We start from the raw sequence: 22480 nt of genomic DNA, 5'->3' as shown, positions 1-22480 counted from the left end.
GGGCAGTGTCTCAGCGCGGCGCGACTTCCACCACGGTGAGGTCGGCGGAGATGCGCTGGCCGCCGGCGCGGGCGGCGGCGATGGCGGTGCGGAGCGCCGCCGCGAAATCCGCCACCGGTTCGATGATCGGGCGCGGCGTGGCGAAAAGCGGTGCCTCCGACGCCACGGCCAACGCCAGATCCGTCCCGAAGGGCGGCTCCGCCATCCAGCCCGGGAAATTGGCGCGCGGCGTGCCGAGGCGCAGCCGCTGCCCCGCCTGCTGCCGGCCCAGCGTCTCCAGCGTCACGGCGTTGTTGTCGGAGGAGAGATAGACCAGCGTGACATGCGCGGCCCAGTCCGGCAGCGCGAGGTCGAAGAGCAGCGGATCACCCTCCCGCACCGGATTGCCGTTGCCGAGGCCGATGCGCATCGCCGCGGCGCTGGCGGAGGGCTCGACCGGGCGCAGCGCCTCCAGCACCGGGCAGTAGGGGCCGTCGAATTCGGCGATGGCAAGGCGCGGCGTGGCGCCGGGCAGCGCCGCGCGCAGTCTTGCCTGGCTGCCGCGCGGGCCGATCCCCGCCACCAGGCTGCCGCCCTGCAATTCGGCGAGGCGGCCGCAGGCGAGGCCGCGGATCGCTTCCTGCGCATTGCGCGCCGGCGCGGGCGCCGCGGCACGGGTGCCGGAAGGGCCGGCTTCCAGCCGCAACTCGATCCGCCGGTTGCGGGCGAAGGCATCCGGCGTGTCGCGGTCATCCAGCGGCTGGGTATCGCCGAAGGCGGCGGCGGCCAGGCGGTTGGCCGGGATGCCTTCCTGCATCAGCAACTGCGCCACGGCGATCGACCGCGCGGCCGAGAGTTCCCAGTTGCTGGCGAAGCGGCCGCCCGCGCGGATCGGGCTGCGATCCGCATGGCCATCGACGCGCAGCACCCAGGCCAGGTCGGGCGGGAACTGAGCGGCGAGGTCCACCAGGACGCGGGCGAGGTCGCGCACCTGCTGCTGGCCGCCGGGCGAGAGATCCGCCCCGCCGACGGGGAAGAGCACTTCCGACTGGAACACGAAGCGGTCGCCGACGATGCGGACCTCCGGCCGGTCGCCCAGCACGCGGCGCAGCCGCCCGAAGAAGTCGGAGCGGTATTGCTGCAACTCCTCCACCCGCGCGGCCAGGGCGGCGTTCAGGCGCTGGCCGAGATTGGCGATCTGCGCGTCCTTGTCGCGCCCGGCATTCTCCTCCGCCTCCAGCGTCGCGGCGACGCGGGAGAGTTCGGCGCGCAGCGCTTCAAGCTGGCGGGTCAGCAGCGCGACCTGGGCGCGGGCGCTTTCCGACAGGCGCGCATATTCGGTGGCCTGGCCTTCGGCGGCGGCGCGGGCCCGTTCGGTGTCCTGGGCGCGGCGGCCGGCTTCGGTCGCCAGCAGCGTGGCGGCGGCGCGGGCGCGTTCGGCCTCCTGGGCGGCGCGCTGCGCCTCCTGCGCCGTGCGGTCGGCGGCGGCAGCGCGGGCATCGGCGACGCCGGCCGCCTGCCGCGCCTCGCCCGCCTGGCGCTCGGCCTGACTGGCGCGCGCCACGGCGTCGGCGGAGGCGCGTTCCGCGGCGGCGGTGGCCTGCCGCGATTCGGTGGCGGCGCGGTCTGCGGCGCCGGCGCGGGCGGCGGCTTCGGCAGCGGCGCGCTCCGCCGCGGCGGTGGCCTGGCGGGCCTCGGCGGCGGCGCGCTCGGCCGCGGTGGCGCGGGCGATGGCCTCCGCGGCATCCCGCTCCGCGGTGGTCGCGCGGCCGGTGACGTTGGCCAGCAGGCGCTGCGCCTCGCCCAGCGCGGACTCCGCCGTGCCGCGCAGCCGCTCCTCCTCCCCGGCCCGGGCGAGGGCGGCGGCGGCCTGGCGTTCCAGCTGGTCCCGCAGCGCTTCCAGGCCGCGGATCTGGTCCGTCAGCCGCGCGATGTCGGAGAGCCGCGCCTCGATCGTCGCGCGATCCGCGCGCACGGTGCGGTCGAGCGCGGCCGCTTCCTCCCGCAGCGAGGCGATGTCCCGCTGCGCGGCGGCCAGGGAGGCGCGGGCGGCGGCGAGGTCGCGCGCCAGGGCCTCGGCCTCAAGCTGCCTTGCCGCCAGCGATTCGGCGGTAGCGTCGCGCGCCTGGCGCGTGGCGGTCAGGTCCCGCGCCAGGGCCTGCCCCTGTTCCCGCGCCTGCGCCAGGTCCCGTTCCCGCTGCGCGCGCTGGTCGCGTTCGGCGGTGAGGTTGCCGGTGAGCGCCGTGATCTCGTTCCGCGCCATGGCGAGGTCGCGCTGCGTCGCCTCCCGCGTCGCGCGTTCCTGGGCGAGGTCGCGCTGCGTCGCTTCGCGCGTGCCGCGTTCCTGCGCGAGGTCGCGCGTCAGCGCTGCCGCCTGGTCCCGCGCCGCCGCCAGGTCCCGCCGCACGGCCTCCAGCGCCGCGCGTTCGGCAGCCAGCAGGCGCTGGGCATCGGTGAGCGTCCGCACGGTTGCCGCGGCATCGCCGCCCGCCGCCTCGGCCCGCGCCAGCGCTTCCGCCAGCCTGCCTTCCAGTTCCGCGATGCGCGCGGCGCCGCCGCCGGCAGCGAGGTCGAGGTCAGCGATGCGCGCGGCCAGGCGATCACGCTCGGCCCGCGTCGCGTCACGCTCCTGCGCCAGGCGGTCGCGATCCTCCCGCAGGATCGACAGGTTCCGCGCCAGCGCTTCCCGTGCCGCACTGTTGGCGCGCAACTCCTCCGCCGTGCGGGAGAGCGAGGTGCGCAGCTCCTCCGCCTGGCCGCGTTCCAGCGCGAGCAGTTCGGAGAGCTCGCTGACCTGCCGGTTCAGCCGTTCCAGCGCGCGGTCGCGGGAGGAGAGCGCGACGGAGAGAAAGCCCTGCGCGAGCACGAAGACGAGCAGGACGAAGATGATGACCATGAGCAGCGTGGACAGCGCGTCCACATAGCCGGGCCATGCCTCCAGCCCGCCTCCGCCATGGCGCCTGCTCCGGCGTGCCATCAGCGCGGGGGTTCCTCGGCCAGCGCCGCGATGGTGCGGGCGAGGACCTTGATCTCGCTCCGGATCTCGCTGGTCGCCTGCATGCGGCCCTGGGTCATCTCCTCCAGGATCCGGGCGAGGAAGAGTTCCTGGTTGCGGATATGGCCGCGGCTCGCCTCATCCAGCGCGCCCTGCGCCGTCGCCTCCGCCATGCGGGCCAGGGTCGGCGCCAGCGTCGCCTGGCTTTCCGCCATGCGGGACATCAGCACCTGCGCCGCGCGCATCTGGTCGGCCAGGATCGACAGCCGCTCCGTCAGCGTCATCAGCGCCTGGTTCGACTGCATGCGCCCTTCCTCGCCGCGGGCGATGGCGCGGTGCAGTTCCTCCATGTTCTCGGCCGACTGTTCCAGCAGCGCCTGGACATAGGCGGGCATGGAGCCTTCCCCATCCGCGCCGAGCGCGCCGGAGGAGAGGCGGGTGGAGGAGGCCAGCCAATCCTCCAGCTCCACATAGAAGCGGCTCTGCGCCTGTCCCGCGGTCAGGTCGAGGAAGCCCAGCACGAGCGCGCCGGCGAGGCCGAGCATGGAGGAGGAGAAGGCGATCGACATGCCGCGCAGCGGCTCCGACAGCCCCTGCTTCAACTGGTTGAAGAGCTGGTTGATGTCGCCGGAGCCGACCGACATGTTGGTGATGACGTCGGAGACGGAGCCGATGGTCAGCAGCAGGCCCCAGAAGGTGCCGAGCAGGCCGAGGAAGATCAGCAGCCCCGTCGCGTAGCGCGACAGCTCCCGGCTCTCATCCAGGCGCGATTCGATGCCGTCCAGCACGCTGCGCATCGCCTGGGCGGAGAGCGTGAGGCGTTCAGACCGGCGCTGCGCGAACATGCTGGCCATCGGTGCCAGCAGCCGCGGCGCCCGCTCCGCCGTGCCAGCCATGGCGGGGTTGCGGAAGGATTCCAGCCATTCGACTTCCCGCGTCAGCGACAGCACCTGGCGGATGTTCCAGCCGATGCCGAGCAGCAGCACGGCGGCGATGACGCTGTTCAGCAGGATGTTGGCGCCAAAGGCATGGGCGAGTTCGCCCGCCAGCAGCACGACCAGCAGCAAGACGGCGCCGAGGAAGGCCAGCATGCGCCAGAGGAAGGTGGTCGGGCTGGTCATGCGGATCAGCTTCCTCCGGATCGGCGTTCGCCGGCGCGCGCCGCGCCGGGGGGCAGGATATCGGCGGCGTCCAACGCGGCGCTGGTGCGGCCCAGCGCGCGGACATCGATCCGCGTCTCGTCGAGCCCACCGGCGACCAGCGCATCCCGCACCGCCTGGGCGCGCGCCAGGCTGATGCGCCGCGCGGTGGAGGCATCCGCCGCGGGGCCGCTGGCATGGCCCTCGATGGTGATGCGGCCCGAACCCTGCGCATGGGCGACGGCCAGGCGCCGGCCGATTTCCGCGAGCGTCGGCGCCATGCCGGGCTGCAGCGTGGACTGGCCGACGAGGAAGGCGACGCGATAGGCGCCATCCCGCAGCGGCGACATGCCAGCAGGCAGGGCCAGCGGCGGCGGCGGCGCCGCGCGATGCTGCGCCGCCGCCGGCAGGGCGGGCAGGAACGGGGCCGAGAGGGCGGCCAGGAGGGCGCGGCGCGGGGGCATCCCGCTACCCTAGATCATTATCCAGGGTCGCGGAATCACCTGACCGGAATTGACGCGAAGCTTATCGATCGGCGACGCGATGCCTTACCGCTCCGCGACGGTCGCCCGGGCGGCCTGTGCGGCGGCGATGCCTTCCGCCACCACCTCCCGCAGCTTCGGGTGCAGCGCCTGGTTGCCGACGACGAGGTCGCCCGTCTCGTAATGCGTGTCGCCGCCGGCGGGGTCGGTGACGAAGCCGCCGGCTTCCTTCACGATGACCAGCCCCGCCGCGATGTCCCACTTGTTGAGGCCGAGCTCCCAGAACCCCTCGTAGCGGCCGGCGGCGACCCAGGCGAGGTCGAGCGCCGCGGAGCCGAAGCGCCGGACGCCCGCGACCTGCGGCATCAGCCGCGCCAGCGTCGCGGTGAATTCGGCCTTGCGCTGCACCTTGGCGAAGGGGATGCCCGTGGCGAAGACCGCCGAGACCATGTCCCGCCGCGCGGAGACGCGGAGCCGCTTGTCGTTGAGATAGGCGCCCATGCCCTTCTCCGCCCAGAAGAGCTCATTCCCCGCGGGGTTGTAGATGCAGCCGCCGACGAGTTCGGTGGTGTCGCCGACGCGCTTCTCGATGCCGACGGAGATCGCCCAGTGCGGGATGCCGTGCAGGAAGTTGGTGGTGCCGTCCAGCGGATCGACCACCCAGCGCCATTCCCAATCCCCATCCGCCTGGCCGCCTTCCTCGCCGAGGAACGCCCAGCCCGGGCGGGCGCGGGACAACTCCTCCCGCAGCGTCTGCTCGGCGCGGAGGTCGGCCTGGCTGACGAAGTCGCCCGGGCCCTTCGACGTCACCTGGAGGTTCTCGACCTCCCCGAAGTCGCGCAGGAGGCGGCGCGCGGCCTTCTGCACGGCGCTGACGACGACGGACATGGCGGGGGAGAGGCGGGGGGAGACGGCCATGGTGCGGGCGGGGTCCGGATGCGGGGGTGGAAAGAGCGGAACGGCCCGCCCCCTTTCGGGGTGCGGGCCGGGTAGGCGGTGTGTGAGCCCTGGCGTGGTGCCAGGGCGGGGCGTCAGCCCTTGGCGCGCTCGTAGTAGGAGCCGTCCTCGGTCTTCACCACGATCTTCTCGCCGACGGTGATGAAGGGCGGCACCATGGTCTTCACGCCGTTGGAGAGCACGGCGGGCTTGTAGGAGGAGGCGGCGGTCTGGCCCTTCACGACGGGATCGGCCTCCACCACCTCGAGCACCACCTGTTCCGGCAGGTCCATGGAGACGGGCTCGCCCTCGATCAGGCGGACATTCACCGTCATGTTCTCGACCAGGAAGGGCAGGCGATCGCCGAGGATCTCCTTCGGCACCTGGGTCTGTTCGTAGGATTCGGGGTCCATCAGGACCAGCATCTCGCCTTCCGCATAGGAGAAGGTGAATTCCTTGTCCTCGGTCGTCAGGCGTTCGACAGTATCCGCGGTGCGCCAGCGCTGGTCCTTCTTGGCGCCGGAGCGGACGTTGCGCATCTCCACCTGGATGACGGCGGCGCCCTTCCCGGGGATCATGATGTTCTGCTTGAGGATGGTGTAGCGCTGGCCTTCGAATTCGATGACCATGCCGGCACGCATCTGGTTGGCCTGCATCTTCGCCATGGCGGGTGGGCGTCCTGGATCAGCGGGGTGTGGAGTGTGCGGGGGCGCTTACAACGTGGGGGAGGGCAGGGCAAGCGCAGCCCGCTCAGCAGCCCAGGACGCTCACATGGCCTGTGGCGCCATAGGCCAGGATCAGCCGGTCCCGCGTGATGATCGTCAGACCTCGATCCCGCGCGGTCGCGATGATCAGGCGGTCGCCGGGATCGCCATGCAGATCGCCTGGCAGCCAACTGGCATCCACCGCGATGCCGGTGGTGAGCGGCGCTTCCCGGATGCCGGGCGCTGCCATGAACCGGGCGAACCACGTCTTCGGGTCCGGTGCGAAGGTCATCGGCTGCCGCTGGCCACGCGGGCGGCTGAGCAGGCCGATCTCCCAGGCTGATACCGGGGAGACATGGATGCCGGGGCCCTCGCCAGCCGCCTGGATGGCGGCCAGGGCGGGTGGCGCCATCGGCTCCCCATTTGCCAGCCAGATCACGGCACAGGTGTCGAGCAGGACGCCGGCGCCGGTCACCGGTGGACGGCGCCATCAGCCGCGGCGAACTCCTCCTCCAGCACTGGGGCAGTCAGGTCGAGGGCGGACGGGATCGTGACGCTGCCGCGCATGAAGCCATGCAGGCCGGCCACCGCCTCGGCGACCGGCGCCGGTGCGGTCACGACGGCCACGACCTTGCCGCGCTTCGTCACCTCCAGCCTCTCCCACTCCCCGGCATTCAGCCGGTCCAGCAGGTCAAGGCAGGTGGCCTTGAACTCGGTGGCGTTGATCAGCTTGGCGGCAGGCATGGGCTTCTCACATGGTCATTTGAAATGACCATATGGCGCTGCGCGCAACAGGCGCAACACATTCCCCCAGCCCCCCCGCGCTAGCCTCCCGGCCCACCGGCGCCCCGCCCGGCCCCAGCCAGGAAGCCCGCCCGCATGACCTACTATTCCCCCGCCGCCTATGCCGGCCTCTATCACGCCATCCCCATCATCGATCAGCGCCTCGGCATCTCCGTCACGCTCGACATCCAGCGCTACGTCAATGGATGGACGCCGGAGAACCAGGCCGAATACTACGTCCTGCTCTCCAAGCTCGCCGCCAAGCTGAAGCTGAAATCGCCCGCCGCGGTGCGCGGGCAGTCGCAGCCCTTCTTCATCAAGGGGCATGACGCGCTGATCAACCCGGCGGAGGAGTGGTACGATCCCTCCCTCTCCCGCGCCTATGCCTGCCGCGCCTCCCCGGACGAGATCGCGGATGCCGTGCGGCTCGCGCATTTCTGCGGCATGACCAACGGCAATCCCAAGGCCTATGGGGAGAAGTGGTTCGGGCTGGACTGCAACACCTTCGTCGGCAACTGGCTCGGCATCTCCCCTTCCTCCGCCATCTTCGCCTATGCCATGGGCTACGGGAAAAGCGACAAGCTCGCGGGCGCGACACCCGACGTCTATGCCACCCGCAACCGCCTGCCGCTGGCGCTGGTGACGGATCCCGCCAAGGTCACGGAAGGCACCGTCGCCTGCACCTTCGGGGAGAAGGATTCCCGCGGTTTCCGCTGGCGGCACATCGCGCTGGTGGAGAAGTGCGAGCTGGTGCAGGGCTCCACCTACAATCTCTGGCTCGCGGAATGGGGCACGAAGGGAAACATCGAGAAGCACCGCACGCCGCCGGCCAAGCCGAAGCAGGTGCAGATCACGTCAGGGAAGTTCTGCGCGGAGATGCCGACGAAGGAGGTCCTGGCCTTCGACGGCACGGACCCCGGCGGCAAGCCTGCCAAGCGCATCTTCTTCGATGGCAGCAGCCTCGATGACCTGCCGCATCGCGGCTGGCATGTCGGTGGCATGTATGGGGTGTAGCTAGCCGACCTCCCACACCGGCCCCAGCGGTACCTTCCCCGCGCCGCCCGGCCGTTCCTGCACGTAGTTGGGCCAGGCCAGGCCGGTGACGCGGTGGCGGAGCTGGCGGAGCAGGGCGCGGCCTTCCTCCGGCGGCACCTCGAACCGCGCCGTGCCGGGGGCGTGGTCGAGCTGGTGGAGGTAGTAGGGCTTCACGCGATGGCGCAGCATGGCGCGGAACAAATCCTCCAGCGCCTCGGCACTGTCATTCACGCCGCGCAGCAGCACGGATTGGCCGAGCAGCACGACGCCCGCCTGGGTCAGCCGCCGCAGCGCGGTGGCGGCGTCCGGGGAAAACTCCCGCGCATGGTTGGCATGGACGCAGAGGTAGAGCGGCTTCTCCACCGCCAGCGCCTCGGCCAGGGCCGCCGTCACGCGTGCCGGATCGGCGACGGGCACGCGGCTGTGGATGCGCAGGATCTCGACATGCGGGATGGCGGCAAGCCGCGCCAGGATCGCGCCGAGCCGCCGGGGGGAGAGGATCAGCGGGTCGCCGCCGGTCAGGATCACCTCCCGCACCGCCGGCGTGCGCTCGAACCAGGCGAGCGCCGCTTCCAGCGCCGCTTCCGTCAGCAGCCCGCCATCGGGGCCGACCACCTCCCGCCGGAAGCAGAAGCGGCAATAGACGGGGCAGGCGAGGAGCGGCTTCAGCAGCGCGCGGTCGGGATAGCGGTGCACCACGCCGGGCAGGGGGGTGAAGGGTTCGTCGGCCGTGGGGTCCAGCACCTCATGCGGGGCCGTCACCAGTTCCTCGGTGCGCGGGATGTACTGCGCGGCGATGGGGTCGGCGGGGTCGGCCGGGTCGATCAGCGCGGCCATGGCGGGCGTGACCGCGATGGAATAGCGCGCCTGCACCGCCTCCAGCCCCGGCACGGCGTCACGCGGCACCAGGCCGGCGGCGGCCAGGCCGTTGGCATCGCGGATCGTCCGGGTGTGGTGGGGGGCGGGGGCTTCGGGCATGATCGTGCCCCCCTAAACCGCAATGCGGGGCGCGCGTCCATGGCCGAGGCCACTCATCATCCCTGGGCCAGGCTCCAGGCCCGGCTGCCCTTCCTGAAGCGCCGTGCGCGGCTGACGGCCGATGTGCGCGCCTTCTTCGCCGCCCGCGGCTATGCGGAAGCCGAGACCCCCTGCCTGGTGCCGGTGCCGGGGATGGAGGTGCATCTCCGCGCCTTCGCCAGCGCCTATGAACCGCATCTCGGCGTCGGCGGCCGCGTGCCGCTGTGGCTGCGGACCTCACCGGAACTCGCCCTGAAGCGGCTGCTGGTCGGCGGGTCGGGCAGGGTCTTCGAACTGGCGCGGGTGTGGCGCAACGGGGAGGCGAGCCCACGCCACGCGCCGGAATTCACCATGCTGGAATGGTATGCGCCGGGGCAGGGGATGGCGGCGCTGATGGAGGAGACGGAACTGCTGCTGCGCTCCGTCGCGCCCCGCCATGTCGCCCATGGCGACGCCACCTGCGACCTCGGCCTTCCCTTCGAGCGCCTGACCATGGCGGAAGCCTTCAGCCGGTATTGCCGCGGCATGGACATCCTAGGCACCGTCGATCCCGCGACAGGGGAGGGCGATGCGGCCAAGCTCCGCGCCAATGCCGCGCGCGTCGGCCTTGCCATCCCGGACGGCGATGGGTGGGAGGATGGCTTCTTCCGCCTGATGCTGGACCATGTGGAGCCGCATCTCGGCCGCGGCCGCGCGACCTTCCTGACGCATTGGCCGACGCCCCAGGCAGCGCTGGCGCGGCGCGACCCGCGCGATGGCCGCGTGGCGCTGCGGTTCGAGCTCTTCGTGGCGGGGCTCGAACTCGCCAATGCCTTCGACGAGCTGACCGACCCGGTGGAGCAGCGCGCGCGCTTCGAACGCGACGTGGCGGCTCGGCGCGCGGAAAGCGGGGAGCAAGGCTGGGGCGTGGATGAGGAATTCCTCGCGGCGCTGGAGGCCGGCATGCCGGAGGGCGCGGGCATCGCCCTCGGCTTCGATCGCCTGGCGATGCTGGTGGCCGGCGCGCGGGACATCGAGGATGTGCTGTGGCTGCCCGCCGTCTCGCGCGCGGCGCCGCTGGCACTGGCGCCGCCGTTGAAGCTGCTGGAGGGACCGGGTTAGCGAAAGCCGTTACGCCATCAGCCCTTCCTGAAACCGGGCCGATCCCGCCGACGTTGCCGCAACCAATCGGGGAGTGGTGCCATGGGCCTGCATTGGGCGCGTCTTGGCGTGGTCGGCCTGCTGGTGCTGGCGCTGGCGGGGCCGGTCGGGCATGTGCTGGAAGCGCCGGGCAAATGGAACCTGCCGCCTGATGTCTGGCTGACCGTGCAGCAGCGCCTCTACGCAGGCACCGCCACTATCGGCGTGATCGGCTATGTGGCAGCGCCCCTCGCCTGCCTGGGGCTGGCCTGGTGGCGCAGGGGAACGGAGGAAGGGCATGTCGCCCTGCTCGCCACCCTGCTGGTGTTCGCGGCCTTCATGACCTGGTGGGTCGTCGTGGCGCCGGTGAATGCGCTGGTCGCCGGCGCGCGGCTCGGCGCCATCCCGCCGGATTGGGTGAACTGGCGCCGGCAATGGCATGCCGGGCATGGCGCCTGCGCCCTGCTGGTCGCGACCGCCCTCGCGCTGCAGGTCAATGCCCTGATCAGCCCGCCAGCCCGTCCCAGAGCAGCTTGAGCCCGGTGGCCACCAGCAGGATGTGGCACCACCAGTAGAGCCGCTTCTGGTCGAGCCGCTGATGCAAGGTCCAGCCGCCCCAGACGCCGATCCAGACGAAGGGCAGGCAGGCCGCCATCAGAAGCCAGGTGGACGGAGTCGGCGGCGCCGCCATCAGCCAGGGACCGACCTTCAGCAGATTGGCGATGGTGAAGTAGATGCTGGTGGTGCCGGCATAGACGGCCTTGGGCAGTTGCAGCGGCAGCAGATACATGGCCAGCGGCGGACCGCCGGAATGGGCCAGCATGGTGGTGATGCCGGACGCCGTGCCGGCCGCCACGCCGCGCACCGCGCTGCGTGGCCGTGGCGCGACCTCACCCTGGCCGATGAAGTATCTCGCGGCGAAGCCCAGCGTCACCACCGCCATGGCCAGCGCCACGCCATCCCGCGGCAGCAGCGCCACGATCGCCGTGCCGACGACGACGCCCATCGCCAGCCCCGGCAGCAGCACGGCCAGATCGGGCCTGGACCAGGTGCCGTGCTTCCAGTAGCGGAAGGCCGCCACATCCATGGCCAGGAACAGCGGCGCCAGCATCGCGCCTGCCTCGACCGGGTCCATCGCCAGCGCCAGCAGTGGGATGCCGAGCAGCGCGAAGCCGCCGCCGAAGGCACCCTTCAGCCCCGCGATCAAGGTGGTGGCGATGGGCGCGAGCAGCCAGGCGAGCCAGGGGAGATCCATCAGCCGCGAGCCTCGCGCGGCCGGCAGCCTCACGCAAGGCGCGCGATGATCTCGGCGTCCTGTTCAACCGGCCAGGCGGAGAAGGTGAAGATGTAGGGGTCGGAGGCCGCGAAGACCGCCGGGTCCGGGGACGCCACCTGCATGGTCGCGGCGTCGAAGGCCTCGATGGGATGGAAGGCGCCGGCGTGATGGAAGCGGACCAGATAGCCCAGCGAGGCGAGCAGCGCCGGCACGTCCCGCGTGCTGCCGGGGCGGTGGCGTTCCTCCACCTCCAGGGACAGCACCGGGCGGCAGCGGCGGATTGTCGCGCCGGCGCCGCGCAGGACCTCCTCCTCGAACCCCTCCGCATCCACCTTCACCTGCGCGAGGTCCGGGAGGCCGAGGCTGTCGATGGTGAGCACCGCGACGTCATGCCGTTCGACCGAGACGGAGTCGAAGCCGGCATAATCCTTGGCCGCACTCGCCCATTGCTCCTGCACGACGCCCTCCAACACGGGGACGGAGAGCGTCAGCGAACCGGGCGCGGCACCGATCGCCTCGGGCCGCAGCGCGACATGCGCGGGGATCGTGCCACCATGGGCCGCCCGCATCGCGGCATCGAGCCGCGCGAAGGCGCTCGGCAGCGGTTCGAAGGCCAGCAGCCTGCTGTCCGGCAGGCGGGAGAAGGGTACCGCCAGCAGCCCGTCATGCGCGCCGACATCGAGGATGGTGCCAGGCCTGTGCAGGCGGGTGTGAAACGTCAGTTCGTCCATGCGCCTGCCTGAAACGGGATGCCCGCCCGCATGTGGGGCGGGCGCCCCGGATCGTCAGGTCAGCGTGGCGCGATTTCGGAGATGCGCAGCTGTGCCGGCACGCGGCTCCCGCGATCGTAATGGCCGATCCAGATGTCGTATTGCCCGGATTGCGGATTGCGGAAGACGAGGCCTGCATTGGTGCTGCCGGCATGGTCGTCGTTGCAGGCCCATTGCCCGTTCGGCAGGTTCACCACCAGCGTGACATCGGCGCGCGACACGGCGGAGATGTAGAGGGGCAGCCCCTGACCCGCGCGGTAGTTCAGCCGCACATCCGGCGCATCGGCGATGGAGCCCACGCATTGGGAGCCGCCCAGGCGCTCCGCCGGCAGGTTGCCGCCCGCGGTCACCGCCACCACGGTCGGGTCGGGCGCGAAATTGGCGCTGAGGTTCAGCGTGCCGAAGGAAGGCGGCCGGTTGAAATTCTGCGCCAGCACGGGCGCGGCGATGACGAGGGTGGTCGCCGCCATGGCGGCCAGGGTGCGACGCTGCATCATTTCCTCCTGCGGCGCCTTGTGGCGCCTTCTTGACCGGCGCCATCCGCCTGCAGCGGCAAGCCGGGCGACGCTGCCCGATCACCGCGGCGTGAGGATGGTGCGGCAGCCTAGGCCGATGCGGGGTGGCAACGGAACCGTCGGGACGCCCTTCGACGCCTGTTTTTGCGCGACGCGTTCTTTTTTCGCCGTCGGCGGCATCCGGCGCCTTGGCCGGTCCGTAGGTCAGGCATGGGGAGTGTTTCCCCGTCGCAGCCGGAGGCCGCCCATGTCGCGATCGATGTTGCTGGCCAGCATGGTGCTGGCGCTGGCGCCCGCCGGTGCCGCGCTGGCGCAGACGCCAGCGGATTTCGCCGGCTGGCCGGTGCTGGAGCGCCGATTCGAGAGCACGGGTGGCGGCGGCTGGATCATCGACGACTACGATCCAGTCCGCATCGGCGCGGAATGCCGCACCGACTTCACCGCGGTTTCCCCGACCGGGGAGCGCATCCTGAACACCGTCGTCTTCGACGCCGTGCCGGTCCGCGGCGGCGGCGTGCTGTGCACCAATGGCCGATGGCGGGGCCGGGATGGTAGCGGCGCCGGCACCACGCCGCTGCGCGTCTTCATCCGGGCGGACGGCGCCCGCTTCCGCTCGCCCTGATGCCAGCGCTTCGGACTACAGGTAGAGCCAGCCTCGGCTGACGGCCACGACGCCGCCGCCGACCGAGGCGCGGATCACCCCCTGGTCGGTCCATGCTTCGACGGCCAGCTGGCTCGGGCGCCCCATCTCGATTCCCTGCTCGATCGATAGCGAAAGGCGCTGGCCGCCGGCGCGGGCAAGCAGCAGGCCGCCAAGCGCCACATTCGCCGACCCCGTTGCGGGATCCTCCGTCAGGCCGCCCAGCGGCGCGAACATCCGGCTGCGCAGTCGCATCAATCCATCCGACTCGCCCTGGCGGCAGAAGAGGTGAAGGCCGATGGCGAGGCTCGGCGGCAGGTGCCGGCGAAAGGCGGCGGCATCGGGCTCGGCGGAGGCGAGCGTTGCCTCATCCACCACTTCAGCCACGGCGAAAGGCGTGCCGCAGGACGCGATGACGGGCTCCCCGACCACGCTTGGCAGCCCGGCGCAGGCGGCGATGGCAGCGGGGTCCAGCGCCTGGCCCAGCGCGAAGGGCTTCGGTGCGGTGATGGTGGCAGCCACCACATGCCCCGTCTCATCCCGCGCGAGCGTCGCCTCCACCCGACCCGCCGCCTGGTCGATCCGCAACCGGTCCCCCTGGATGCCGAGGTAGCGCGCGATCAGCACCGCGGCGCCGACATTGGGGTGGCCGGCAAAGGGCAGTTCCATGGCGGTGGTGAAGATGCGGATGCGGGCGGTGGCGGAGGGCTCGTCCGCCGCCTCCACGAAGACCGTCTCGCTGAGGTTGAACTCCCGCGCCACGGCCTGCATGGCCGCCGTGTCCAGCCCGGCGGCATCGCGCACCACGGCCAGCGGATTGCCGCCGAAGCGGCGGTCGGTGAAGACGTCGCAGGTCTCATAGGCCAGGCGCATCGCGGGGCTCCTCCAGGTCGCGCGGCATGCGCCGGGCCAGCCCCGGGGGTCAAGGGAGGCAGCGTGACCCGGATTGCGGCCCGTGGCAGGGTCGCGGCATGGGCCCCGACTTCCTCGCGCGCATCACCGGCAGCGGCCTTCGGCGGCTGGCGGCGGGCATACTGCTGGCGGCGCTTGCCGCCATGGCGGTCGGCGTGCCGGCCGTCTCGCTCCTGGCGATGCTGCGCGGAGAGGCCGCGATGCCTGGGGACGCGGCGGCGTGGCGGGAGGCGCTGGACCTCTGGCTCGATTCGCTGCCGCTGCTGCCCTTCGCGATGCTCTTCACCCTGCTGGGCGGGCTGCCGATGCACCTGGCCCTCGCCGCCATCCGCCGGCAGGGCCTGCTGGCCTATGCGCTGGCGGGGGCGCTGGGCGGCGCGCTGCTGCTGGGCGGGCTGATCGGCGGCGTCGGTGCTGGGCTCGGCTGGCGGCCCTTTCTGCAGGGGGCCGCGATCGGCGCGGTGGCCGGCCTTGTCTTCCGCGCGGTGTGGCGGCCTGTCGCCTCAGGCTGAGGCGATCGCCTCGTTCATCGCGCGCACGCCGGCGGCGGGTCCCTCCGGGTGGCTCCACACGGCGCCCACCACCGCCAGGAAATTCGCCCCCGCGCGCACCAGCGGCGCGCAATTGGCGGCCGTGATCCCGCCGATCGCGACCGAGGGGAGTTCGAACATCTCGCTCCACCATCCCAGGATCTCGGGATCCGCGTGGTGCTTCGCGTCCTTGGTCGTGGTGGGGAAGAAGGCGCCGAAGGCGACGTAGTCCGCGCCCGCCTCGCCCGCTTCCATCGCCAGGTGGCGGGAGGCGTGGCAGGTCACGCCGATCGTCGCCTCCGCCCCCAGCAGCTTGCGGGCGGCGACGGGGTCGCCATCGCCCTGGCCGAGATGCACGCCATCGCAGCCCGCGCGCTTCGCCAGGTCCATCCGGTCATTCATCAGCACCGCGACGCCCGCGGCCTGGGCGATGGGCAGGATGACGGAGGCGGCACGCAGCACAGCCTCGTCCGGCACGTCCTTCAGGCGGATCTGCAAGGCGGCCACATCCCCGGCATCCAGCGCGCGCGCCAGGCTTTCCGCGAAGCCGGTCAGGTCCGGCAGGGCAGGGGGGGTGATGAGGTAGAGGCGGCAATCGCGTTCGGGGGCGGACATGGAACCGGTGTCGCGCGGCGGCGCGGCTTTGGGAAGGGGCGTCAGGCGCCGCCGAGCCAGCGATAGAGATCGGCCGGCCGCGCCTCCGAACCAGCCGCCGTCTCCGCCTCCCCACGCGCCAGGCGCCACCACAGCCACAGGGCCGGCGTCACGCCCAACTCCATGCCCAGCGCCAGCAGATGCGGCATCGGCGGGCGGCCTTGGCCGACCACGCCGGCAAGCCGCGCCAGCCCGCCCAGCGCCACGATCAGGACCAGGATGGTGAAGACCTCCCCCCGCCGCTTCAGGTCGGCGGCGCACCACCAGGCGAGGATGCCGAGGCCGAGCAGCAGGCCGGAGAGGTAGCGCAGATGGCTGTCCGTCGCCGGACCCGCGACCTCTCCCAGGAAACTGGCACCACCGATCGCCCCGGCCAGGCCGGCGATCAGGGGGACGAGGGCGGCGACGCGGATCGCAAGGACGAGCATGTCCCCGATACGGGCGGGCCCGGGCGTTGGATGCAACGCACAATCACGATATTCCCCGCCAGGCCAATTGCGCGCCGATGGCGAGCAGCGCCACGAAGAACAGGCGCCGGAACAGGAGGGGGGAGAGGCGGCCGCGCAGCCGCGTCCCGAGCCACATGCCGGCCAGCGCCGGCGGCAGGGCGAGCAGCGAAGCGAGCGACGTCGCGGGCGTGACCGCTTCCGCCGCGGCGAGTGCCAGGCCGAGCGCCACGGTCGCCGCCAGGAAGGCCAGGCCCAGCGCCTGCACCAGCGCATCGCGCGCGAGGCCGAGCGCGCCGAGCCAGGGCACGACCGGCATGACGAAGACGCCGGTCGCGCCCGTGATGACGCCGCCCGCCACGCCGATCGGGATGGCGCTGAGCCGCTCCGCCCGCGCGTTCAGGGTCAGCGGCGGTGCCGCCAGGCCCCATACGGCATAGGCAACCAGCGCCGCGCCGAGCAGGCCGAGTGCGAGCGGCCCGCCCGCGGTCAGCAGGCCGATCCCCGCGAAGGTGCCGGGCAGCAGCGCCAGCAGCATCGGCCACAGCCGCCGCAGCAGCGGCCGCAGCGCCGGCCCCGCGCATTGCATGATGTTGGTCGCGAGGGAGGGCAGCAGCAGCAAGGAAGCCGCCTCCGCCGGCGGCATCACCAGGGCCAGGAGCCCGATGGAGATCGTCGGCAGGCCGAGGCCGATGACGCCCTTGGCGAGTCCGGCCAGCAGGAAGACGAGAAGGATGAGGGGAAGGTTGTCCATGGCCCATCCTGCGCGTCACGCCGCGGCCGATGCTTCGCCATGGCCCGAAACGACCCCCGCGGCGGAGCCGCAAAACGAAAGCGGCGGCGGAGCCGCAAAACGGAAGCGCCGGCGGAGCCGCAAAACGGAAGTGCCGGCGGAGCCGCAAAACGGAAGTGCCGGCGGAGCCGCAAAACGAAAGCGGCGGCGGGGCATCCCCCACCGCCGCGCCGCGATCCAGGCCGGGCAGGCCGGGATCAGTTCTTGTAGACGTCGATGATGGCCTGCAGCAGCGCCAGCGCATCGGCCTTCGGCCGCTGGAAGGCGTTGCGGCCCATGATGGAGCCGTTGCCGCCGCCAGCATGGATGGCGCGGACCTCCTTCAGGATGTCCTCCGTGCCCTTCGCCTCGCCGCCCGAGAAGACCACCAGGCGACGGCCGCCGAAGCAGGCCTGCACGATATGCGCGAAGCGCTTCGCCGCATCGTCCTCGACCGGGTTCTTCGTGTAGGTCGCCTTCGCGGCATCCAGGCTGATCGCCGCGGTCGGCGGCTTCACCTTGATGATGTGCGCGCCGGTCAGCGCCGCCATGTGCGCGGCATAGGCGCAGATGTCGAGAGCGGTCTCGCCGACCTTGTCCAGCATCGGGCCGCGCGGATAGGACCACACGACGACGGCGAGGCCGACAGACTTCGCCTCCTCCGCCAGCTCCCGCAGCTCCTCCATCATCTCGAACTGGTATTCGGAGCCCGGATAGATGGTGAAGCCGATGGCGGAGCAGCCGAGGCGGAGCGCATCGCCGATCGTCGCCGTCACGGCCTGGTCCTTGGTCGTGGACAGGCTGTTGCTGCTGTTCATCTTGAGGATGGTCGGAATGCAGCCGGCATAGGTCGCGGCCCCGGCCTCAATCATGCCGAGCGGCGCGGCATAGGCGTTGAGCCCGGCATCGAGCGCCAGTTCGAACAGGTAGCGCGGGTCATAGGCGGCGGGGTTCGGCGCGAAGCTGCGCGCCGGGCCATGCTCGAAGCCCTGGTCCACCGGCAGGATCACCATGCGGCCGGTGCCGCCGAGCTTCCCCTGCATCAGGATGCGGGCAAGGTTCGCCTTCACCCCGGGGTTGTCGCTCTCGTACCAGGACAGGATTTCCTGGACCTTCGGCGTCAGTCGCATCGTGGAATTTTCCTCGTTCAACGGCGGTTGCGGGCTTGCGCGGGGGTCTAGCGCAGGTGTCCGCGCGTGTCATCCGGCGGAACGGCCAGCCAGGCGGCCAGCCGGGCGCGCGCGACAGGCCGCCGGAGGTCCAGCACGCGGGCCTCCATCGCAGGCGGGCGCTGGGGAAACAGCATCGCGCCGACCTCCGCGCCGGCCGCGGCGACGGCGCCGAAAGCCGGCGAGGCGCCGTCGAGCACGATGCCGCGACATCCGGCGCGCAGTGCCGCCAGCGCATCGCCCGGCGCGGCACCGCAGCACAGCAGGTCCGGCGCGGTGACGCCGGGCCAGGTGGCACGTGCGGCATCGACCAGCGCGCGCCAGCCGCTGGCACCGAGGAAGCCGGCGGCGCCTTCCGCCGACAGCAGCGTCACGCCCGCGGGCCCCGCCAGCGACAGCGCCGCCGCCGCCTCCTCGACCGACAGCACCATGATGGCGGGGGGAAGGGGGGCTGGACTCGTGCTCACCGTTGACCCGCAGGGCCTTGCATGCAAAGCGTTGCAGCATGCCGGGCCCGGCTGCGGCAAGCGCCTCGCGCGCTGCGCGGGCCACGGCAGGGATCAGGCTTTGGGGGCTTCGAACAACCGTGTCAGGGGCGCGCGCGTCAGGTGCGGGGATCGATGCCGGGGGTGACCCGACGGGTCGCGCCCTGGCGCGGCTGGAGGCTGCCGTGGAACGCCTGGCGGATGCCGCGGCGCGTCCGCGGCCGGAGGCGGTCGCTGGCGAAGGCGTGTCCCGCGCCGCGGTTGCCGCCATCGCCGACAGGCTGGACGAGACGATTGCGCGGCTTCGCGCGGCGCTCGGAGAGGATCAGTAAGCATGGGTCAGGTCACCGTTCGCGTCGGCGGCTACAGCCACCCCGTTTCCTGCGAGGATGGGCAGGAGGCGCACCTCGTCTCCCTGGCGGCCGAGGTGGACAAGCGCGTCAACTCCATCAAGGCGATGGGCGGGCAGTTCGGCGAAAGCCGCCTGATCCTGCTGGGCGCGCTGCTGCTGGCGGATGAGGTGCACGACCTGAAGGTGGCACTCGCCCAGGCCCGCGCCGGCCAGGTGGCGGCGGCGCCGCAGCCCGATCCGCGCCTGGCGGAGCGGCTGGCCCGCATCGCCGACCGCATCGAGGGCATTGCCCAGACCCTCGACCGCCCCTAACTAGGGTGGGCGGGGCTGCCCGGTTGGTGAGGCACTTTAACCCCCGGGGCCAATGAGCATCCTCCGGGGACTGGCGCTGTCCGGACCGTGGTCCGGGTATCTGGTTCCCACCTGCAACAGCAGGTCTCAGGAGGGTTATCACGCCCACGGCCATGGTGGCTCCGCGCTTGGATTTTTCCTGACATCGGTTGGTAGGCGCGGGTCGGACCCCCACCCCAGCCCTCCCCCGCAAGCGCGGGGGAGGGAGTTGACGCGCCGCTCCCTCCCCCGCGCTTGCGGGGGAGGGTCGGGGTGGGGGATTGCGGATCCTGCGCGCCATGCTCTGCCCTGTCCTGCTGGCTGAACTGAAGGCGGAGGCGCGGAAACTCGCGCTGGCGCGGCGGCTGGGGCAGGACGCCCTGGCCTGCGGCCTGGCGCTTTCGGGCCATGTGCTCCGGGACCTGCCGCCGCCGCCCGGCGCCGTCGTCGCCGGCTTCTGGCCGATGGGGCCGGAGATCGACCTCCGCCCGCTGCTGCACGCGTTGCATGAGCGCGGCCACCCCATCGCGCTGCCGGTCACGCCGAAGCGCGGGCAGCCGCTGCATTTCCGCCGCTGGCAGCCCGGCGACACGCTGGCGCGGGGACCGATGGGCACGTCGCAGCCTGGCCCGGATGCCGAGGCGCTGGTGCCTGACTGGCTGCTGGTGCCGCTGCTGGCCTTCGACCGCGCCGGCCGCCGGCTCGGCTATGGCGGCGGCTATTACGATCGGACGCTGGCCGCGCTGCCCGGCGCCACCGCCATCGGCACCGCCTTCGCGTGCCAGGAGGTTGACGAAGTGCCCGCGGGGCCCGAGGACGCGCTTCTGACCGCGATCGTGACCGAGCGTGGTGTCATCCGCGCCGGAGTGGCTGGCTGATGCGTATCCTTTTCCTGGGTGACCTGGTTGGCCGTTCCGGCCGCGATGCCGCGGGGGCCGCCATCCCCGTGCTGCGCGAACGCCTGGCCTTGGACCTCGTGGTGGTGAACGGCGAGAATGCCAGCCATGGCTTCGGCCTTGCCCCCGACATGGCACGGGCGTTGTTCGTGGCCGGCGCCGATGTCGTGACCCTCGGCAACCACGCCTGGGACCGCAAGGAGATCATCCCCTATATCGAGGGCGAGCCCCGCCTGATCCGCCCGATGAACTACCCGCCCGGCACGCCGGGCAAGGGCGGCTTCGTGGCCGTGCTGCCGGACGGCCGGAAGGCGCTGGTCATGCAGGCGATGGGCCGGCTGTTCATGGACGCGCTGGATGATCCCTTCCGCGGCGTGCAGGCGATGATCGCGCCGCACCGCATGGGCGCGGGCGGCACGGTGCAGGCCATCATCCTGGACTTCCACGCGGAGGCGTCGTCCGAGAAGCTCGCCATGGCGCACAGCTTCGACGGCAAGCTCTCCCTGGTGGTGGGCACCCACACCCATACGCCGAGCGCCGACCACCAGGTCCTGCCCGGCGGCACCGCCTACCAGACCGATGCCGGCATGTGCGGCGACTATGACAGCGTGATCGGCATGCAGAAGGGCGCCGCCGCGCTGCGCTTCTGGAAGAAGGTGCCGGGCGAGAAGCTGGCCCCGGCGGAGGGCGAGGCGACGGTCTGCGGCCTGTTCGTCGAGACCGACGACGCCACGGGCCTGGCGCTGCGGGCGGAGCCGGTGCGCATGGGCGGGCGGTTGAGCCAGGTGATGCCGGGAGCGTAGGGCCGCCACGCCCGTCCGGCACGCGGACGTCAATAGGCCGAGCCCTATTTTATTTTGACATCGGATCATTGCGTATATGCGTATCCTGTTTCAGCATCGCCTTGGCGCCCCTTGCGCCGGGAGAGAACGATGCTGAAGCGACTACTGCCCCTGCTGATGCTGGCCGCGCTGCTGCCGGCCTGCGCGACGATCACCACAGGGACGTCGCAGAACGTCTCCATCATCACCGAACCGCCGGGCGCCACCTGCCAGCTGGTCCGTTCCGGCAACGTCGTGGCCGTCGTCAATCCGACTCCTGGCACGGCGAATGTCAGCAAGTCCGGCCAGGACCTCGCGGTGAACTGCACGCGGTCGGGGTCGATGCCGGCGGTGCAGACGGTATCGTCGCAGTTCCAGGGCATGACCGCCGGCAACATCCTGCTGGGCGGCTTCATCGGCTTGGCCGTGGACGCGGCCTCCGGCGCCATGGCGCAGTATCCCGCCACGGTCACCGTCATCCTGCCACCGCAGCAATTCGCTTCCCTCGCCGAACGCGACAGCTTCTTCGATGCGCGGGTCGCGGCGGTTCAGCGTGACTTCGCGGAACGCATCACCCAGGCGCGGAGCAGTTGCAGTGCGAGCGATCCGGGTTGCGGGCCGCGGATTGCCGCCATCGAGGCGGAGCGGGACGCGGTCCTTGCGCAGCTTGCGACGCAGCGATCGACCGCGCGATTGACATAACCAGGCGGAAGCGCCGGGCCGGACCGCCCGGCGCTTCAGGCCCTGGTGCCTAAGCCGCGCGCCTGAACCTCGCCAGCGTCCCGCTCCGCAGCAGCGTGCTTGGCAGGCGGTGGCCGACCACCTCCTCCGCCAGCCGCCCGGCCTCCACCAGCGCGTCGAGGTCGACGCCGGTCTCGATGCCCATCTCCTGGCAGAGCAGCACCAGCTCCTCGCTAGCGATGTTGCCCGGGGCGCCGGGCTGGCCGGCGAAGGGGCAGCCGCCGAGGCCGCCCACGGTCGTGTCGAAGCGATGGATACCCATCCGCAGCCCCGCATGGGCATTGGCGATTCCGAGGCCGCGGGTGTCGTGCAGGTGCAGGATGAGGGAGAGATCGGGCCAGCGGCTGCGGACCTCGCCGACCACGCGCTCGATCCGCGCGGGCGTGGCCCAGCCCATGGTGTCGGCGAGCGTGGCTTCCGGCAGCGTCAGGCCGTTCGCGGCGCCGATGGCGAAGGCATCCTCCAGCGCCTGCATCACCGCCTCCACCGGCACGTCGCCGGCGTAGTTGCAGCCGAAGGCGGCCTGCACGCTGATGCGCGTCACCGGCACGCCGGCTTCCTGGTGGGCGCGGACATTGACGTGCTGCGCTTCGATATTCTTGGCGCGGTCGCGGTTCAGGTTCTTCAGCGAGAAGGCCTCGCTGGCCACGACCGTCACTGCCGTCTCCACCTTCATGCGGTCCCGGAAGGTCAGCGCGCGGTTCATGCCGGCGGCGTTGAACCAGAGCGCGGTGTAGGTGACGCCCGGCTTCGGGTCGAAGCCCGCCGCCACCTGCTCCGCATCCGCCCAGCCCGGGACGATCTTGGGGCTGACGAAGGAACAGACCTGGATGTGATGCAGCCCGGTGGCGGAGAGCGCATCGACCAGCGCGATCTTGCGCGCGGTCGGGATCGGCCCGGGCTCGATCTGGAAGCCCTCCCGCGGGCCTTCCTCCCGGATCTCCACGCGCGTCGGCAGGTCGGTCATGGCGGCATCCTCCGG

Annotated in this window: 28 protein-coding genes and 1 other RNA gene; 11 read left to right on the top strand and 18 right to left on the bottom strand. The window is 71.9% G+C overall.

The genetic code is table 11. The features are described from left to right. Positions 1-10: 10 nt before the first annotated feature. From G3576_RS32160 to G3576_RS04610, 7 genes are all read right to left on the bottom strand, one after another. The gene (locus G3576_RS32160; protein WP_164693122.1) at positions 11-2956 is read right to left on the bottom strand and encodes a peptidoglycan -binding protein; all 2946 of its coding nucleotides are present in this window, start codon (positions 2954-2956) and stop codon (positions 11-13) included. Then, a complete protein-coding gene (locus G3576_RS04635; protein WP_164693121.1) occupies positions 2956-4095 on the bottom strand; it encodes a flagellar motor protein MotA in 1140 nt (379 codons plus the stop codon). The genes G3576_RS32160 and G3576_RS04635 overlap by 1 nt, the downstream gene beginning before the upstream one ends. A 5-nt stretch (positions 4096-4100) precedes the next feature. Next, the gene (locus tag G3576_RS04630; protein WP_164693120.1) at positions 4101-4577 is read right to left on the bottom strand and encodes an OmpA family protein; all 477 of its coding nucleotides are present in this window, start codon (positions 4575-4577) and stop codon (positions 4101-4103) included. 84 nt (positions 4578-4661) lie between these two features. Then, positions 4662-5513 (bottom strand): inositol monophosphatase family protein, encoded by an 852-nt coding sequence (locus G3576_RS04625; protein WP_164693119.1) that lies wholly within the window; start codon positions 5511-5513, stop codon positions 4662-4664. Between the two features lie 113 nt (positions 5514-5626). Further along, positions 5627-6196, bottom strand: a complete 570-nt coding sequence (efp, locus tag G3576_RS04620) for an elongation factor P (RefSeq protein ID WP_164693118.1) — start codon at positions 6194-6196, stop codon at positions 5627-5629. 85 nt (positions 6197-6281) lie between these two features. Then, the gene (locus G3576_RS04615) at positions 6282-6710 is read right to left on the bottom strand and encodes a type II toxin-antitoxin system VapC family toxin (RefSeq protein ID WP_164693117.1); all 429 of its coding nucleotides are present in this window, start codon (positions 6708-6710) and stop codon (positions 6282-6284) included. Then, positions 6707-6979, bottom strand: coding sequence for a type II toxin-antitoxin system Phd/YefM family antitoxin (locus G3576_RS04610; protein ID WP_164693116.1), 273 nt, complete (start codon positions 6977-6979; stop codon positions 6707-6709). Before G3576_RS04610 ends, G3576_RS04615 begins: the two co-directional genes overlap by 4 nt. A 135-nt stretch (positions 6980-7114) precedes the next feature. Here G3576_RS04610 and G3576_RS04605 point away from each other — a divergent pair, with 135 nt between their 5' ends. Further along, positions 7115-8032 (top strand): hypothetical protein, encoded by a 918-nt coding sequence (locus G3576_RS04605; RefSeq protein ID WP_164693115.1) that lies wholly within the window; start codon positions 7115-7117, stop codon positions 8030-8032. Here the strand turns inward: G3576_RS04605 and G3576_RS04600 are convergent, their stop codons facing one another. Continuing rightward, on the bottom strand, positions 8033-9031 hold the full coding sequence (locus G3576_RS04600; protein ID WP_164693114.1) for a lysine-2,3-aminomutase-like protein: 999 nt from the start codon (positions 9029-9031) through the stop codon (positions 8033-8035). Between the two features lie 39 nt (positions 9032-9070). Here G3576_RS04600 and epmA point away from each other — a divergent pair, with 39 nt between their 5' ends. Both epmA and G3576_RS04590 read left to right on the top strand, forming a co-directional pair. Further along, the gene (gene epmA, locus G3576_RS04595) at positions 9071-10171 is read left to right on the top strand and encodes an EF-P lysine aminoacylase EpmA (protein ID WP_164693113.1); all 1101 of its coding nucleotides are present in this window, start codon (positions 9071-9073) and stop codon (positions 10169-10171) included. Between the two features lie 81 nt (positions 10172-10252). Then, positions 10253-10726 carry a hypothetical protein gene (locus G3576_RS04590; RefSeq protein ID WP_164693112.1) on the top strand — a complete coding sequence of 158 codons (474 nt, stop codon included), beginning with the start codon at positions 10253-10255 and terminating at the stop codon, positions 10724-10726. Here the strand turns inward: G3576_RS04590 and G3576_RS04585 are convergent. The 3 genes from G3576_RS04585 to G3576_RS04575 are packed head-to-tail and all read right to left on the bottom strand — an operon-like array spanning position 10695 to position 12729. Further along, positions 10695-11444, bottom strand: coding sequence for a sulfite exporter TauE/SafE family protein (locus G3576_RS04585; protein WP_164693111.1), 750 nt, complete (start codon positions 11442-11444; stop codon positions 10695-10697). The genes G3576_RS04590 and G3576_RS04585 overlap by 32 nt on opposite strands. A 29-nt stretch (positions 11445-11473) precedes the next feature. After that, positions 11474-12196 (bottom strand): FkbM family methyltransferase, encoded by a 723-nt coding sequence (locus tag G3576_RS04580; protein ID WP_164693110.1) that lies wholly within the window; start codon positions 12194-12196, stop codon positions 11474-11476. Positions 12197-12255: 59 nt separating this feature from the next. Further along, the gene (locus G3576_RS04575) at positions 12256-12729 is read right to left on the bottom strand and encodes a peptidase S1 (protein WP_164693109.1); all 474 of its coding nucleotides are present in this window, start codon (positions 12727-12729) and stop codon (positions 12256-12258) included. A 268-nt stretch (positions 12730-12997) separates the two neighbouring features. Here G3576_RS04575 and G3576_RS04570 point away from each other — a divergent pair, with 268 nt between their 5' ends. Continuing rightward, a complete protein-coding gene (locus G3576_RS04570; RefSeq protein WP_164693108.1) occupies positions 12998-13372 on the top strand; it encodes a hypothetical protein in 375 nt (124 codons plus the stop codon). A gap of 15 nt (positions 13373-13387) precedes the next feature. Here the strand turns inward: G3576_RS04570 and G3576_RS04565 are convergent, their stop codons facing one another. Continuing rightward, the gene (locus tag G3576_RS04565) at positions 13388-14263 is read right to left on the bottom strand and encodes a PhzF family phenazine biosynthesis protein (RefSeq protein ID WP_164693107.1); all 876 of its coding nucleotides are present in this window, start codon (positions 14261-14263) and stop codon (positions 13388-13390) included. A 98-nt stretch (positions 14264-14361) separates the two neighbouring features. Between G3576_RS04565 and G3576_RS04560 the strand changes: the two genes are divergently transcribed. Continuing rightward, on the top strand, positions 14362-14814 hold the full coding sequence (locus G3576_RS04560) for a hypothetical protein (RefSeq protein ID WP_164693106.1): 453 nt from the start codon (positions 14362-14364) through the stop codon (positions 14812-14814). Here G3576_RS04560 and thiE read toward each other — a convergent pair. The 5 genes from thiE to G3576_RS04535 form a co-directional block, all read right to left on the bottom strand. Beyond that, positions 14806-15447, bottom strand: coding sequence for a thiamine phosphate synthase (gene thiE / locus G3576_RS04555; RefSeq protein WP_164693105.1), 642 nt, complete (start codon positions 15445-15447; stop codon positions 14806-14808). The genes G3576_RS04560 and thiE overlap by 9 nt on opposite strands. A gap of 41 nt (positions 15448-15488) precedes the next feature. Next, positions 15489-15914: a DUF4345 family protein gene (locus tag G3576_RS04550; protein WP_164693104.1), complete on the bottom strand. Its 426-nt coding sequence runs from the start codon at positions 15912-15914 to the stop codon at positions 15489-15491. A gap of 43 nt (positions 15915-15957) precedes the next feature. Beyond that, on the bottom strand, positions 15958-16686 hold the full coding sequence (locus tag G3576_RS04545) for a sulfite exporter TauE/SafE family protein (RefSeq protein ID WP_164693103.1): 729 nt from the start codon (positions 16684-16686) through the stop codon (positions 15958-15960). A 236-nt stretch (positions 16687-16922) separates the two neighbouring features. Then, positions 16923-17834, bottom strand: a complete 912-nt coding sequence (locus tag G3576_RS04540; RefSeq protein WP_164693102.1) for a class I fructose-bisphosphate aldolase — start codon at positions 17832-17834, stop codon at positions 16923-16925. Between the two features lie 47 nt (positions 17835-17881). Next, positions 17882-18340 carry a hypothetical protein gene (locus tag G3576_RS04535; RefSeq protein ID WP_164693101.1) on the bottom strand — a complete coding sequence of 153 codons (459 nt, stop codon included), beginning with the start codon at positions 18338-18340 and terminating at the stop codon, positions 17882-17884. 119 nt (positions 18341-18459) lie between these two features. Between G3576_RS04535 and G3576_RS04530 the strand changes: the two genes are divergently transcribed. The 6 genes from G3576_RS04530 (at position 18460) to G3576_RS04505 (ending at position 21459) form a co-directional block, all read left to right on the top strand. Further along, positions 18460-18690: a hypothetical protein gene (locus G3576_RS04530; protein WP_164693100.1), complete on the top strand. Its 231-nt coding sequence runs from the start codon at positions 18460-18462 to the stop codon at positions 18688-18690. 2 nt (positions 18691-18692) lie between these two features. Then, a complete protein-coding gene (locus G3576_RS04525) occupies positions 18693-19022 on the top strand; it encodes a cell division protein ZapA (RefSeq protein ID WP_092958122.1) in 330 nt (109 codons plus the stop codon). Between the two features lie 9 nt (positions 19023-19031). Next, positions 19032-19188: non-coding RNA, 6S RNA (gene ssrS, locus G3576_RS04520), on the top strand. 151 nt (positions 19189-19339) lie between these two features. Next, complete coding sequence (locus tag G3576_RS04515) at positions 19340-19918, top strand: 5-formyltetrahydrofolate cyclo-ligase (RefSeq protein WP_164693099.1); 579 nt, start codon at positions 19340-19342, stop codon at positions 19916-19918. Further along, positions 19918-20739: a TIGR00282 family metallophosphoesterase gene (locus G3576_RS04510; RefSeq protein ID WP_164693098.1), complete on the top strand. Its 822-nt coding sequence runs from the start codon at positions 19918-19920 to the stop codon at positions 20737-20739. Before G3576_RS04515 ends, G3576_RS04510 begins: the two co-directional genes overlap by 1 nt. Before the next feature lie 129 nt (positions 20740-20868). Beyond that, the gene (locus tag G3576_RS04505) at positions 20869-21459 is read left to right on the top strand and encodes a hypothetical protein (protein ID WP_164693097.1); all 591 of its coding nucleotides are present in this window, start codon (positions 20869-20871) and stop codon (positions 21457-21459) included. A 49-nt stretch (positions 21460-21508) separates the two neighbouring features. Here G3576_RS04505 and G3576_RS04500 read toward each other — a convergent pair whose 3' ends face one another. Then, positions 21509-22465, bottom strand: coding sequence for a hydroxymethylglutaryl-CoA lyase (locus G3576_RS04500; protein WP_164693096.1), 957 nt, complete (start codon positions 22463-22465; stop codon positions 21509-21511). Between the last annotated feature and the right edge of the window lie 15 nt (positions 22466-22480).

It is taken from the genome of Falsiroseomonas algicola, from assembly GCF_011040385.1.
GTDB classification, from domain to species: domain Bacteria; phylum Pseudomonadota; class Alphaproteobacteria; order Acetobacterales; family Acetobacteraceae; genus Falsiroseomonas; species Falsiroseomonas algicola.
Note: the sequence above shows the minus strand (reverse complement) of the source record. Positions and strands in the feature narration are given on the sequence as shown.